Genomic DNA, 13376 nt, shown 5'->3' on the forward strand with positions numbered 1-13376 from the left:
ATGCTCCGCCCTCTCAATTCACTGACCGAGGATTTTGTTATGGAGAAAAAAAAGAGCGTCCGGGTTGCCGCCGCACAGATCGCGCCGGATCTGACCTCGCGCGAGAAAACGCTCGCCCGCGTACTAGAAACGATCCGCGATGCGGCTGCCAAGGGCGCCGAGCTGATCGTCTTTCCGGAAACTTTTGTCCCCTGGTATCCCTATTTTTCCTTCGTGCTGCCGCCTGTTCTCTCCGGCAAGGAGCATGTCCGGCTTTACGAGGAAGCCGTCATCGTTCCGAGTGCTGCCACCAATGCAGTCTCGGCAGCCGCCCGAGAGCACGGCATCGTCGTGGTGCTTGGCGTCAACGAACGAGACCATGGATCGCTCTACAATGCCCAGCTGTTGTTCGATGCTGATGGCACGCTCATCCTCAAGCGCCGCAAAATCACCCCGACCTTTCACGAGCGGATGATCTGGGGCCAGGGAGACGCCTCCGGCCTGAAGGTGGTCGACAGCGCCGTCGGACGTCTCGGGGCGCTGGCCTGCTGGGAGCATTACAATCCTCTGGCCCGCTACGCCCTGATGGCGCAGCACGAGGACATCCATATCGCGCAGTTTCCGGGCTCCATGGTCGGACCGATCTTCGCCGACCAAATGGAAGTCACCATTCGCCACCACGCGCTGGAAAGCGGCTGCTTCGTGGTCAATGCCACGGGTTGGCTGACCGACGAGCAGATCACTTCCATCACGCCGGATGCAGGCCTGCAGAAGGCCCTGCGCGGCGGCTGCATGACCGCAATCGTCTCGCCCGAAGGCAAGCATGTCGTGCCGCCGCTGACAGAAGGCGAAGGGCTGCTGATTGCAGATCTCGATATGAGCCTGATCGTCAAACGCAAGCGGATGATGGATTCGGTCGGCCATTATGCCCGCCCCGAACTGCTGCATCTCGTCATGGATGGCCGCGCCACGGCGCCGATGGTCGCCACCTCCCAACCATCCTTCACCTCAGCCGAAGCAAGGACCCTTTCCGATGGAGAATATGACACGTCTTCCGACCGAGATTCTGATCAACGAATTGCAGTCCTACGGAGCCCGGCTCGTTGATCCCAAGGTAGGCCACGAAAGCCGCCGCGGTGGCGCCGGACCGTCCGACCACAAGGCGCTGACCATCGACGGCATGACGGTGATGGTGCCGGTGCACACCGCACCCGCGTTTGAGAGCCCTTATCTGGTGGAGAAGCCGGATGATATGGGCCGCAGCCGCATCAGCCGGGATGGCACGGTGCTGGGCGAGGTTTCCTTTCCGCTGCGGCCGCGCTTCTACGACCGCTCGACCGCCGACGGCATCCCCTATTCGCAGATCGCCGTGCTGCACGGTAAGGACGTGCTGGCCACGACCGTGCTACAGACCTGCATCCGCTATCAGAGCCGCACCAAGACCTGTCAGTTCTGCGCCATCGGCCAGTCGTTGGCGGCCGGCCGCACCATCGCCTACAAGACGCCCGAACAGTTGGCGGAAGTCGCCAGGGCCGCCGTCGAACTGGATGGCGTCAAGCACATGGTGATGACCACCGGTACGCCGAAGGGCGACGACCGCGGTGCTGCCATCCTGGCCGACAGCGCCCGCGCCATCAAGGCGGCCGTCAACATTCCCATCCAGGCGCAATGCGAGCCGCCGGAAGACGACATCTGGTTCACCCGCATGAAGGAGGCCGGCGTCGATGCGCTGGGCATGCACCTGGAAGCCGTCACCCCGGAGGTCCGTGCTCGCATCATGCCTGGCAAGGCGCAGGTGTCGATCACCAGATACATGGCTTCGTTCAAGGCTGCCGTGGAGGTCTTCGGACGCGGCCAGGTCTCGACCTATATCCTGGCCGGCCTCGGCGACAGCCGCGAGGCTATTCTGGATATCTGCGAAAAGCTGGTCGCGATCGGCGTTTATCCCTTCGTCGTGCCCTTCGTGCCGATCTCAGGCACGCCGCTCGAAAGCCACCCTACCCCCAAGCCCGACGTCATGCATTCGATCCTCGGCCCGCTGTCCCGGATGCTGGTCGACAGCGGTCTGAAGGCCGTCGACATCAAGGCCGGCTGCGGCAAATGCGGCGCATGCTCGGCCCTTTCCACCTATGAAAGGATGCTGTCCAAATGATGCTCGAACCCTTTGCCCCGTATCGCTCCAGCGAATTCCAGGTGAAGTTCGCGACATCCAGTTGGGAGCGCAGCGAAGCGCATGCGCTGCGCCGCGCCGTGTTCTGCGAGGAACAGCAGATTTTCGAAGGCGACGACCGCGACGCGATCGACGATCACGCTATCCCAATCGTTGCCCTCTCCATGCTGGGCATTGCCGCCGACCAGCTGGTCGGCACGGTGCGTATTCACCAGGCCGAACCCGGCCTCTGGTGGGGCTCGCGGCTGGCGGTGCATCAGGATTTTCGCAAGATCGGCGCCTTGGGGGCGACCCTGATCAAGCTCGCCGTGTCGTCCGCCAATGCCATGGGATGCCACACGTTCCTTGCCAATGTGCAGTTGCAGAACGGCCTGCTGTTCCGACGGTTACACTGGCACGTCATCGAGGAATTCGAGATCTATGGCAAACCGCATCTCAGGATGAAGGCCGATCTTGCCTGTTATCCGCCGTGCATCACACCCGAAGCCGGCTTCGTCGCCCTTCCCAGGAAGGCAGCGTGAGCATGGGCGCGATCGACATCAGGACACTGGCGGAAAGACTCTCGGCAAGCAGCGGCATTGCTGCCAAGCAGGATATCGGCACGATCGCGGCAAGGCTCGGCCTGCAGGGGCAGCAGGATGCTGTCGGCGATGATTGCGCCGCGCTGCCCGACGGCGACGGCTACCTGCTCTTTGCCATCGAAGGGTTCATGAACGAGTTTGTCGCCGCCGATCCGTGGTTTGCCGGCTGGTGCGGCATCATGGTCAATATTTCCGACATCGTCGCTATGGGCGGGCGGCCGATCGCCGTGGTCGATGCCGTCTGGGCCGATGGCGAGGAGGGCGCGGTCCCCGTTCTGGAAGGCATGCGGGCGGCATCGGCCACCTTCGGCGTGCCGATCGTCGGCGGCCACACCAATATCCGCACCGATCGCGGCCAATTGTCGGTCGCCATTCTCGGCCGTGCCCATAAGCTGCTCACGAGTTTCGATGCACGGCCGGGCGATGTGCTCGTCGCGGCCATCGACCATCGCGGCCGCTACCGTGAACCCTTCAACAACTGGGAAGCGGTCACCGATACCCCGCCCGTCCGCCTGCGCGGCGACCTCGAGTTACTGCCCGAGATAGCCGAGGCGGGGCTGGCGCTTTCCGCCAAGGACATCAGCCAGGGCGGCATCGTCGGCACGGCCATCATGCTGGCCGAATGTTCGCGTGTTGGCATCGATATCGACGTCTCCGCCATCCCACTGCCCGCCGGTGTTAGCCTCGATCGCTGGCTCGCCACCTTTCCGAGCTTCGGCTACCTGCTCGCCGTCGCACCTGAACATGTGGCCGATGTCGCCACCCGCTTCACCGCGCGCGGGATCAGCGCTGCGGTTATCGGCGCCGTTGTGGCTGGCGCCGAAGTCGCACTGGTCGATGGCAAGAGCCGCGCAGTTGTGCGCAATCATGCCGAAACACCACTGCTGCAGCTTGGCCGACAGGAGGTCGCCGCATGAGCCTCCCCTCGCACCGAACCCTGCGCGTTGCCATGCTGACCCATTCCACCAATCCGCGTGGCGGCGTGGTGCATGCCATGCAGCTCTCCGAAGCGCTAACGGCCTTGGGCCATGACGTGGTCCTGCATGCGCCGGACGCCAAGGGAACGGGCTTTTTCCGCACACCGTCTTGCGGCGTGGCCTGCATTGCCGTGCCGCCAGCGCTCACAGAGATGACGGCCATGGTCGAACAGCGGATCGCGGACTACGTCGACTATTTCCGCAGAACTGGAACCGGCGGCTTCGATCTCTTCCATGCCCATGACGGGATTTCCGGCAACGCGCTGGCGACCCTCAAGGCGGAAGGCCTGGTCACCCGCTTTGCCCGCACCGTCCACCATATCGATCAGTTCGCCGATCCGCGACTGATGGCGCTGCAGGACCGATCTATCGACAAAGCAGATGTGTTCTTCACCGTCAGCGCCCATTGGCAGAAGATCCTGCAAGACAGGCGCGGCATCCCCTCGACAGTTGTTGGCAACGGCGTCGACATGGAGCGTTACGCACCCACCTGGAACGGCGAGCAGACCGCCCTTCGCGACCGGCTGAAATTGCATGCTGGACCGGTCTTTCTTTCGATCGGCGGCATCGAAGCGCGCAAGAACACGCTCGGCATCCTGGAAGCCTTCCGCCAATTGCGCGCGGTGCGGCCGGACGCCCAGCTGATCGTCGCCGGCGGTGCCTCGCTGCTGGATCACCGCGACTATCATGAGGAATGCCGCTCCGCCCTTGCAGCACTGCGCGATCACGCCCAGGCCGTCCACATCATCGGCCCCGTGCCGGACGCGGACATGCCCAACCTCTACCGACTAGCCGATGCGCTGGTCTTTCCGTCCTTGAAGGAAGGCTTTGGCTTGGTGGTGCTGGAGGCGATGGCAAGCGGTATTCCCGTGATCGTCCCGTCCATCGCGCCCTTCACCGAATATCTCGGGACTGATGAGGCGATCTGGTGCGACCCGCACCATCCGGCCTCCGTTGCCGAGGCCATGGCTCTTGGCCTGATCCCGGAACTGCGCGACCGGCTGATCCCGCGCGGGCTCGAGGTTGCCACCCGGTTTAGCTGGCCACAGACCGCCACGCAGCATCTGTCAACATACGCGACAATGATGGAGGCCGCCCATGCCTGAAATGCGCTTCGTCATTGCTTGGCCCGATGGCCGCAAGGAGACCTGCTACTCGCCCTCCCTGGTGATCAAGGACTATTTCGCCGAGGGCCAAAACTATCCGCTGTCCGACTTTCTCGATCGCAGCCGCATCGCACTCACGATCGCCAGCGACAGGGTCAAGGCGAAATACGGCTATCCCTGTTCACTGGCGCTCGGCCAATTGTCGCGCATCGAACAGGCCGCCACTCCCTATCTCACCGACGCAGCGGCCGAAGTCCACTGCGAAAGCTTCATCCTGTGAAAGGACCCCACCATGACCATACCATCCCTCAAGAGCCACTACAGCGCGGTCGTCATCGGCGGTGGCCAGGCGGGACTCTCAGCCTCCCACTATCTGAAGAGGCACGGCATTGATCACGTGGTCTTTGAGAAGAAGACCGTTGCACATAAATGGAAGAACGAGCGTTGGGATGCCTTCTGCCTGGTAACGCCCAATTGGCAGTGCCAGCTTCCCGACCATCCCTATGACGGCGCTGACCCACATGGCTTCATGGTCAAGGACGAGATCCTTGCCTATGTCGATCGCTTCGTGAAGAAGGTCGACGCCCCGGTCTTCGAGCAAACCAGCGTGACGTCGCTCCAAAAGCATGGTGACCTCTTCCTGCTCGAGACCTCGGCTGGCGCGATGACCGCCGATGCCGTCGTGATCGCCACTAGCCTCTATGCCGATCCGGCCATTCCGCGTGCCGCCGAACGCCTGCCGGACGAGATCGTCCAGCTTCACACCGCCGCCTATCGCAATCCCAATCACCTGCCGGAGGGCGGCGTCATAGTCGTCGGCTCTGGTCAGTCCGGCTGCCAAATTGCCGAGGATCTGCATCTGGCCGGCCGAAAGGTGCACCTGGTCACCGGCAATGCGCCACGCTGCGCCCGTTTTTATCGCGGTCGCGATGTTGTCGATTGGCTCGCCGATATCGGCCAATATGACATCACGGTCGAACACGATGGCATGACGAAGAAAAAGCACGATACCAACCATTACCTGACTGGCCGTGACGGCGGCCGCGACATCGACCTGCGCAAATTCGCACTGGAGGGCATGGCACTCTATGGCCGCATGTCCGGTGTCGCCGGTGGAAAGATGCTGTTCGAGCCGAACTTGAAGGCCAATCTCGACGGCGCCGACCGTGTCTACAACGGCATCAATGCCCTGATCGACCGGCATATCGCAGAGAAGAACATCAAGGCACCCGACGGTTCCGTCTATGAACCTGTATGGGAGCCCGAAACCGAGATAACCGATCTCGATTTGAAGGCAGCGGGCGTCACGTCCGTTATTTGGGCCACCGGCTTCAGCCCCGACTGGTCCTTCGTCGGCCTGCCGATCTTCGACGGCAACGCCTATCCGGTGCATCGCCGCGGCGTCACCGCCGTCGACGGTGTCTATGTGCTCGGGCTTCCCTGGCTGTGGACCTGGGGCTCGGGCCGGTTTCTCAGCGTCGGCAAGGATGCCGAACATGTGGTTGGGCACCTCACGGCTCGACTTTCGGCACAGACATCATCTCTCAAGCAAGCGGTAAACGCCTGATCATGAACGCAGCCCTTCTCGATTTCCCTCCTGCAGGTCCTTTGCCACGCGACCTGATGGAGCGTGCCCTTGATCCCCATATACTCCTCGGCATGCCCCATTTGAATGGCAACGGGCTGTCGGAAACCTGGCTGATGAAGGAACTCGGCCATCGCCACTGGCTGATGCTTGCGCGTCACCTCGGGATCGACAATGCAGACTTCAGAACGGCTGAAGGAGAAGAAGCCTACGCCGCAATCTGCGCAACCTCGCTTGCGGCTGCGCGCTTCGATACGGTGTGTGCAAACGACATTCTGACCATCCATTCGAGACTGTCCGCAGTATCGAGGACCCAGACGTCGACACGACACGAGTTATCTGTTTACGGCAGAAGCGTCGGCACGGTCGAATTAATCTCAACCTTCGTTCACAGGAGAATCAAAGGCAACAATCACTCGATAGCACGAGTGGCGTTGCGTGAGGCGCAGGCGCAGCGGTTCGAGTTCAGCCCTCTGGCGCAGAATGCTGCAGATATCCGGAATGGGCGGCTCGGGACGCATTTCGGGTTTCCTGTCCTTGCCAACAAAGCGCTCCAAACCTTTAAGTTTGATCCCAGCACCTCGCAGGAGTTCAATGGCGCAGGACTATTTTACTTTGCTGACTTTCAAGCAGTAGCCGATCGCGCCTTGGAGAATTGGTTTCCCTCCTCAGGTCCCGTCATTCGAAGAGAGGTCTTCTTCCTCGGCAATATCGAGAAACATGAAAGCGTTTTTTTTGACCTCATTGCTTGTTTTGGCAAGCAGAATGCTGCCTATGGGCAACTAAGACGCGAAAATGGGAAAGTGATCGCCAAAATTTTCAGTATGTGGAACATTTTGTGCTGATTTCCTCCATGCTTCCAAAGCGCATTGTTCCCGCCAGGCAGATGGCGTGTTGGGAGAAAGTCGATTGGAGTTTTTGGCGGCGGCAGCTACGAGGCGTGCTTCAGGTGTTCCTCCTCACCTCGTTTTTGGGCGATTCTTGCCTGAGGAAAGCCGGATGCTGATTGCAGCTACGATCCGCTCATTCGTAACCGTCCGGCCAAGCCATTTGAGCGCGGGTTTGGACATTCCACGGCAATAGTTGCCGATCCTGTTGATGGGACGATCAGCGATGCGGTAAAGACCTCATAGCAATTTCCGTCCACACTCGCTCGGATACCCGCCCCGGCAGGCTATGCCGGGACTTGGCCGCCGGACGGTTCTCTCCGCCGAAGCTTGCGGAGTGCGGCGGCATTAAGCATCTATTCGGCGAGCAGGTTCTTCAGCCTCGTGTTCCCGTCCTCAAGCGCCTTTAGCAGCTTCACCTCAGAGACTTGCATGCCGCCGTATCTGGCTTTCCAATTATAAAACGTCGCTTCTGAAAATCCGTGCTTCCGGCGAAGGTCGGCCACCTTCACGCCAGCTTCCTGCTCCTTCAGCATCGCGATACTCTGCTCTTCCGTAAATATCTGCTTCTTCATTCGTCCTTCCTTTAATAGGCCGGAACGCTAATTCATTCTGGAGGAAATTCGCTGTGGCAGGTCAAATTGGTCGCACCCATAAACATTAGTAAATTCAACCGGGTGACCTTTCCCTCGTCGGCGAGACAAGGTGATAGCAGGAACAAAATGAAATACGTTTCAGTCATAGTTTTAACGTTTATGTCGATTTTCTTTGGATGGTTATTCTTTGAAAGGTACTGGACGTTTCGAGATTGCATATCTCAAGCATTATCCAGTTGCCTCACTCCCGATGGTGATAATCTAACGCAAGCCGGTTCTCTGTGGGCTGGTTTCGCAGGGTTGTTCTTGTTGCTCGCTATGATCTCGGCCTGGCGCGCCTTCCGGAACCGCGATGATGCTGACAAATAGCTGTAGCGGCCTGCATTCGAAATGTGGCAAGCCTGCAACCGGACGGCTGGTTGCCCGCAATAAGTGCAACTGAACCAACTCGTCTGCCACGTCCGGCCGAGTCTATTTGACAGCCTAGGCCATATTCCATGGCAGGTCACATCGACGCAATTGATCGGATGATCGGCGATGCGCATGAGGACGCCGCGAAGGCAGGCCTCCCGGCGAGCCGCCTCAATCCGTGAGCCTGATGCGGTATGAATATGGCACGCCCGGCTTCCAGGCTGCGGAGAAATTCCCAGAAGCACCTCATTTCATCTCGGACAGGGGTACAAGCTCAGTCCTCTTTTCAAACGCGGCTTTTGGCCGTCTTGTCATGCGCCGGGCAATATCGACTTACCATAGCCGTCGAGCAGATCTGCGACGTCCTTGAGCATGGCCGTCAGTAGCTTTGTTCCGCTGATCGCAATCGCGAGGTCCGCACGCTCGAACAGGGCAATGCAGATCTCGCCGGGATCGTGCCTCGATTGGTAGGCGATGCCATCCGGACTGTCCGGATGATCCCAAAGTGCATCGGCCCATAGCCCGCGTGGCTCATACGGACCCGTCGAAATCGCATTATCCGTGCCGAGCGCCTGCAATCCCGTCCCGTGCATGCGCACGATGCGAAGTTCCCTTTGGGAGCTGAGTTCAGTTGCAGCCCGATCTGTGATCTCCGTTGCAGCCACCATCAGGCGCTGTGGATTGCGCAGGATCGTCTCTGCCAGTGCGCCGCTTCGGGTCATTCCGACATAGAGAACCCCGAAACGGCCGCTCACGCTGTCGAAGCGGTTGGTTGGAGCGATGCCTTTCCCCGGTCCGAAGAAGATCGGGGAGAACGTCAAACGGTGGATGCGATGAAGAAGCTGTCCGCCGTGGGATTGTAAGCCAGATAGTCCACCAGCAAGGCGCGCTCGTCATCACTCATGAGCTTGCGGGTCGCTGACAGAAACTCCGGCGTTTCCACGACGCTGACGGGAACCATTTTCACCATGGCTGAGCGCACTACTCCAACGAGTCAGTCGACGCAATCAAACAGATGATCCAATGGATTATATTCCGGCGCCTCGCCGCATGAGGCAGCACGCGTTCCAACTGCCGCGTGCCCACTATGCCCGCCTTATCGATGACCAGCACATCGCGTGTGAGCATGTCGCGGCCCTGTCTCCACCCATGCTCCATGCTGGGATGGTGCGTGACGCAATACCCGATCCGCTTTCGAGATTTTCCGCCACGATGCCGGGCAGCACCGCGCCCCGCCCGGCAAACGCCGGATCAGGTTTACTTCAACGCGCTGACGCCAATGAAGGCCGCAGCAGAGTCGAGGCGGAAATCCACTTACCAAAACGCGCGAAAGTGTTCAGACAACCGAACCACCTCTGCCGTCATCGAATCTGCGGCAACCCTTGCGCCGAAATTGATGGTGCCCGCATTGACGGGAATCGAACCGCGGCCCCTCGCCTTGGACAAACCGCGGCACCGTCGCAGATACGCCAATAGCGCAAGTATGCGCGGCACCTTCTCACAAAGCAGCTCATTCATCTCGGACAGGGTATAAGCGCAGTCCTCCGTCCGTCGAGTATTTCCTCAGCGGTGAGGCGACCGATTAGCGGGGCTAGAATGATGCCGGGATGGCCCGCCGCGACATAGAGGCCGTCAACTTGTGGCAAAAAGCCAAGGCGTGGCAAGCCGTCAGCGAAAATCGGACGGTCACCGACTTCAGCGCTTGTAAGCATTACCTCGTCAGGTAAATTCAGCTCGTCTCTCATCACTTCCAAGGTGCGCTCTCCAATCACATGAGGGCCATTCTCGGCGCCATCGGCGACAAAGGATTTTGCGACTAAGAGCGTGTTGTCGCTGGCTTGGCGAACTTCTAGGCGCGGGCCACGTAGGATATGGTTGATGACGGGCACCCTACAGGCATAGCGGAGGAGCAACGCCGGAGAGGTCGCAACGCTGGTGTCAATGCCGAGCCCACCCGCAAGTACATTGATGCCGCTTCCGGCAGCCACTACAACGACGTCGGCCTTGAGGGTGTCATCCGAAACCCTTATCCCGGCTACCCGACCGTTTGTGGTTTCGATAGCGGCGACCTTCCCGTCAAACCGGACCGAGGCACCGGCCGCAACAGCGGTGGTGACAAAGGTTCCAGCCAGCTGGGCTGGGTCGAGAGCGAGGTCGTTGCGGGAGAAGACGGCATATTCCGGCGCCCGACGCAGTCTCGGCTCCCATTCGGCGACGACACTACCTTTCAAAAGTTCGACATCCTCACCTGCACGGTGGTGGAGATCGGCAAGTTGCTCGGTCTGTTGTGACGTCGCTCTCCATAACAGCGAGCCAGCGCGGGCGAGGGCCACGGCTTCCGGCAAGGCAGCTTTCAGATGCTGATACTCGGCAATTGCCTCTCGCCAGAGAGCGTAGCTGGTATCGCCGGGTGTACCATTGATAACGTTGATCCAACCAAAGGCGCGACCTGTCACGCCAGAAGCCGGCTTCGGACCCTCATCCAGAAGCAGCACATCCGCACCCCGGATGGCAAGGTTATAGGTGATGGCGGAACCGAGTATACCTGCACCAATGACGACAATACGTGGTTGGTGCAACACCATGGAACGACCTCAAAGTGAGCGGAAGTGGCCGTGGGACTGGTACGCATCGTGCGTGACGATGACATGACAAGGAGCGCGAGATGCGCAGAACCAATAGCGCGCGCCACCTATCGTTGCGCAAAATCACCAACTTGGGCGGGTCTCACGTCCGCTTCGGGCCCTATGGCCGATTGACCGCCAGTCTTTGAGGGAGATAGATCCTCGACCCCTAATTCGAAGCGCTCGGCATACTGAACCGGAGGTGGAACTCAGTCAGCGCCGAGGATACCTTCGTCGAGGACATTGACGACATCGCCGTTGCGACGGGGGAGATGAAGCCCCTTACAGAGAAGGTTGAGGCGCCTGCGAGGTGCAGGGGTCAGCGGCAAGACGGTGACCGTGAAAATTAGGTGCTCGGATCTTGTTCAGGCGGCGCGCAATCGAACAGGCACGGTGGCCTTCGCAAACACGGCAGATATGTTCGACGCAACGTCAGGAATGCTGCCAACTGTCTATCCGTTCAAGCGATCCATGCGTTTGTTGGGTGTAATGATATCCTCCCTGAGTAACAACCAGAGTGATGCAGATCCAAGACAGCTGCAACTCGATCTCGGTCTTTCGGAAGGAGACAAATTTTCGGTTGTGGCAAATGAAAAATCTGATTTACTGACACTTCGCTGCTTGGCTCTCAGGGGGATATTGCCGATGGTGCGGACGCGCAGGGATATTTTGCTTGGTGGTTTGGCGTTACTTGGCACCGGCGCGGTGCAGAAACCGGCGCTCGCCCTGGCCTCTTCCTATTTTGCCGGCACCGCCGTCGACAATGGGGTGACGTTCCGAAAGACCAACTTCGCCGAGATCGACAAGCAATGGCACCGCCAGGTTGTCAAATATTTCAGCAGTGAGCCGGTCGGCACCGTTGTTGTCGATACAAGGCACCATTTTCTCTACGTCATCATGGAGAACAAGACAGCCATCCGCTACGGCGTCGGCGTCGGCCGCGAGGGCTTCAAATGGTTTGGCCGCGCCACGATCGACCGTAAATCGCTTTGGCCGCGCTGGACGCCGCCACCGGAGATGCGCAAGCGCCATCCCGAACTGCCCGAATTCGTGGCGGGAGGCTCGCCGAAGAATCCACTCGGCCCCCGCGCCATGTACCTGCTTCGCGACGGCGCCGACACCGGCTATCGCTTCCATGGCACGCTTGAGCCGGGAAGCATAGGTAAGGATGCCTCCAGCGGCTGTATCCGCATGTTCAACGAAGACGCCATCGATCTTTACCAGCGTTGCCCCGTCGGCACCGCCGTGCAAGTCTTGCCGCATATTGCCGACCAGGCTGAAAATGCCGCTCAGGTCAGCGTAACAACCCCGGTCGAATGAGGAATACCACCTGATGTCTCCTACGACCGGATACGCGGGACGCCTTGTGGCCGCGGCCATGCTCCTGGCGCTCGCCGCCTGCACCACCACCGATATCGCCTCCGTGGAAGAACCTGCTGCGGCACCAATGACCGGTCAAACCAACGATCCAGCGCCCGGTTTCGAGAACATCACGGCTGGCAGCGAAGAGGATTTTATCCTCAATATCGGCCGACGGATCTACTTCACGCAGGACTCTGCTGCGCTCGATTCCGTCGCCATGGCAACGTTGGATAACCAAGCCACTTGGCTCAACAAGAACCCGACTTGGCTGCTCAAGCTGCAGGGATTTGCCGACGATTCCGGTTCCGCATCTAAAATGGAGGTGCTGTCGCAGCAGCGCGCCGATGCGGCGATGGCCTATCTCGCCTCGAAGGGCGTGGACGCCAGGCGAATGTGGGCCAAGGGTTACGGCAAAGACCGCGACGTCCGCGACTGCACGGAGCGCTCGTGCAAGGTGCAGAACCGGCGCGTCGTTTCCAATCTGCGCAGCCAGCGTGAGGGAGTCTGATCGCAAACGGGTCTCGCCTTGCGGCCGGACTCTTCACCCGCGGCCGCTTGGCGTTTCCACAGGTAGAAAAAAACGGACGATCTGCCCAGGCTCAAGCATCGTCGCCCTGAATAATTTCCTCAAGACCGGTCATAAGTTCCTCGTGGATGTCTTCGGGAGCATCCATCAGGCCGTATGCAACGGTATGGGAACGACCGATGAGCTTACGGTATTGTTCAGCGGTAAGGATGACGAGCTTGTCCTTACCGCGCTTCGTCAGGGTGACAGGTTCGACCAAAGCCGCCTCGAGGATTTCCCCCGAAGCGCGGTTCATATCTGAGAAGGTGAATTGCTTCATGGCCCTACGTCTCTCTATTGAATTACCTATACTACGTATTCTATGCAGTCGGAGTGGCGATGGTGCCCGTCGTTTGCCACCTAAATCAAAGATCTTCGGCAGGCGTATGAAAGCCCGCTAACCACGGAAGCCGCTCGTCAAATGAGGTCCGAAGGATGATAGCGGCGCCGTCCGTCCCTTCCAGATTCAGACGCGTTTGATAAAGGGCATAAGAGCTTTCCGTTTCGTTGTGGCTGCGGAGGCCACATTCGGC

Annotated in this window: 14 protein-coding genes and 3 pseudogenes; 11 read left to right on the forward strand and 6 right to left on the reverse strand. The window is 59.8% G+C overall.

All coding sequences use genetic code 11. The annotated features are described in order from the left end of the window. The first annotated feature begins 39 nt into the window (after window positions 1–39). The 8 genes from BN1800_RS26985 to BN1800_RS27020 are packed head-to-tail and all read left to right on the forward strand — an operon-like array spanning window position 40 to window position 7243. Window positions 40–1086 (forward strand): Nit6803 family nitrilase, encoded by a 1047-nt coding sequence (locus BN1800_RS26985; protein ID WP_087001924.1) that lies wholly within the window; start codon window positions 40–42, stop codon window positions 1084–1086. Next, a complete protein-coding gene (locus BN1800_RS26990; protein ID WP_087001899.1) occupies window positions 1013–2131 on the forward strand; it encodes an MSMEG_0568 family radical SAM protein in 1119 nt (372 codons plus the stop codon). The genes BN1800_RS26985 and BN1800_RS26990 overlap by 74 nt, the downstream gene beginning before the upstream one ends. Beyond that, window positions 2128–2670 (forward strand): MSMEG_0567/Sll0786 family nitrogen starvation N-acetyltransferase, encoded by a 543-nt coding sequence (locus BN1800_RS26995; RefSeq protein ID WP_087001900.1) that lies wholly within the window; start codon window positions 2128–2130, stop codon window positions 2668–2670. The genes BN1800_RS26990 and BN1800_RS26995 overlap by 4 nt, the downstream gene beginning before the upstream one ends. A 2-nt stretch (window positions 2671–2672) precedes the next feature. Continuing rightward, window positions 2673–3647: a sll0787 family AIR synthase-like protein gene (locus BN1800_RS27000; RefSeq protein WP_087001901.1), complete on the forward strand. Its 975-nt coding sequence runs from the start codon at window positions 2673–2675 to the stop codon at window positions 3645–3647. Next, window positions 3644–4813 (forward strand): MSMEG_0565 family glycosyltransferase, encoded by a 1170-nt coding sequence (locus BN1800_RS27005; protein WP_087001902.1) that lies wholly within the window; start codon window positions 3644–3646, stop codon window positions 4811–4813. Before BN1800_RS27000 ends, BN1800_RS27005 begins: the two co-directional genes overlap by 4 nt. Next, window positions 4806–5093: an MSMEG_0570 family nitrogen starvation response protein gene (locus tag BN1800_RS27010; RefSeq protein ID WP_087001903.1), complete on the forward strand. Its 288-nt coding sequence runs from the start codon at window positions 4806–4808 to the stop codon at window positions 5091–5093. The genes BN1800_RS27005 and BN1800_RS27010 overlap by 8 nt, the downstream gene beginning before the upstream one ends. Before the next feature lie 12 nt (window positions 5094–5105). Further along, window positions 5106–6380, forward strand: a complete 1275-nt coding sequence (locus BN1800_RS27015; protein ID WP_087001904.1) for an MSMEG_0569 family flavin-dependent oxidoreductase — start codon at window positions 5106–5108, stop codon at window positions 6378–6380. Window positions 6381–6382: 2 nt separating this feature from the next. Beyond that, window positions 6383–7243: a Pnap_2097 family protein gene (locus tag BN1800_RS27020; protein ID WP_087001905.1), complete on the forward strand. Its 861-nt coding sequence runs from the start codon at window positions 6383–6385 to the stop codon at window positions 7241–7243. Window positions 7244–7644: 401 nt separating this feature from the next. On the opposite strand, the pseudogene BN1800_RS27025 reads toward BN1800_RS27020, so the two are convergent. From BN1800_RS27025 to BN1800_RS27045, 5 genes and pseudogenes are all read right to left on the reverse strand, one after another. Next, window positions 7645–7860: pseudogene (locus BN1800_RS27025) on the reverse strand (transposase); the annotation flags it as partial. Between the two features lie 743 nt (window positions 7861–8603). Continuing rightward, window positions 8604–9113, reverse strand: coding sequence for an RES family NAD+ phosphorylase (locus tag BN1800_RS27035; protein WP_244564658.1), 510 nt, complete (start codon window positions 9111–9113; stop codon window positions 8604–8606). Continuing rightward, window positions 9110–9262, reverse strand: coding sequence for a hypothetical protein (locus BN1800_RS41580; protein WP_179213898.1), 153 nt, complete (start codon window positions 9260–9262; stop codon window positions 9110–9112). The genes BN1800_RS27035 and BN1800_RS41580 overlap by 4 nt, the downstream gene beginning before the upstream one ends. A gap of 74 nt (window positions 9263–9336) precedes the next feature. Beyond that, window positions 9337–9527, reverse strand: a pseudogene (locus tag BN1800_RS42825) (AAA family ATPase); the annotation flags it as partial. Between the two features lie 279 nt (window positions 9528–9806). Next, window positions 9807–10877, reverse strand: coding sequence for an NAD(P)/FAD-dependent oxidoreductase (locus tag BN1800_RS27045; protein WP_087001909.1), 1071 nt, complete (start codon window positions 10875–10877; stop codon window positions 9807–9809). 378 nt (window positions 10878–11255) lie between these two features. Between BN1800_RS27045 and BN1800_RS42830 the strand changes: the two are divergent. The 3 genes and pseudogenes from BN1800_RS42830 to BN1800_RS27060 form a co-directional block, all read left to right on the forward strand. Continuing rightward, window positions 11256–11402, forward strand: a pseudogene (locus BN1800_RS42830) (DNA polymerase IV); the annotation flags it as partial. Window positions 11403–11561: 159 nt separating this feature from the next. Beyond that, window positions 11562–12236: a L,D-transpeptidase gene (locus BN1800_RS27055; protein ID WP_087001925.1), complete on the forward strand. Its 675-nt coding sequence runs from the start codon at window positions 11562–11564 to the stop codon at window positions 12234–12236. A 13-nt stretch (window positions 12237–12249) separates the two neighbouring features. After that, window positions 12250–12786: an OmpA family protein gene (locus BN1800_RS27060; RefSeq protein WP_087001910.1), complete on the forward strand. Its 537-nt coding sequence runs from the start codon at window positions 12250–12252 to the stop codon at window positions 12784–12786. A 91-nt stretch (window positions 12787–12877) separates the two neighbouring features. Here BN1800_RS27060 and BN1800_RS27065 read toward each other — a convergent pair whose 3' ends face one another. Further along, window positions 12878–13123, reverse strand: coding sequence for a type II toxin-antitoxin system prevent-host-death family antitoxin (locus tag BN1800_RS27065; protein ID WP_087001911.1), 246 nt, complete (start codon window positions 13121–13123; stop codon window positions 12878–12880). Between the last annotated feature and the right edge of the window lie 253 nt (window positions 13124–13376).

Source organism: Rhizobium sullae (assembly GCF_900169785.1).
GTDB classification, from domain to species: Bacteria; Pseudomonadota; Alphaproteobacteria; order Rhizobiales; family Rhizobiaceae; genus Rhizobium; species Rhizobium sullae.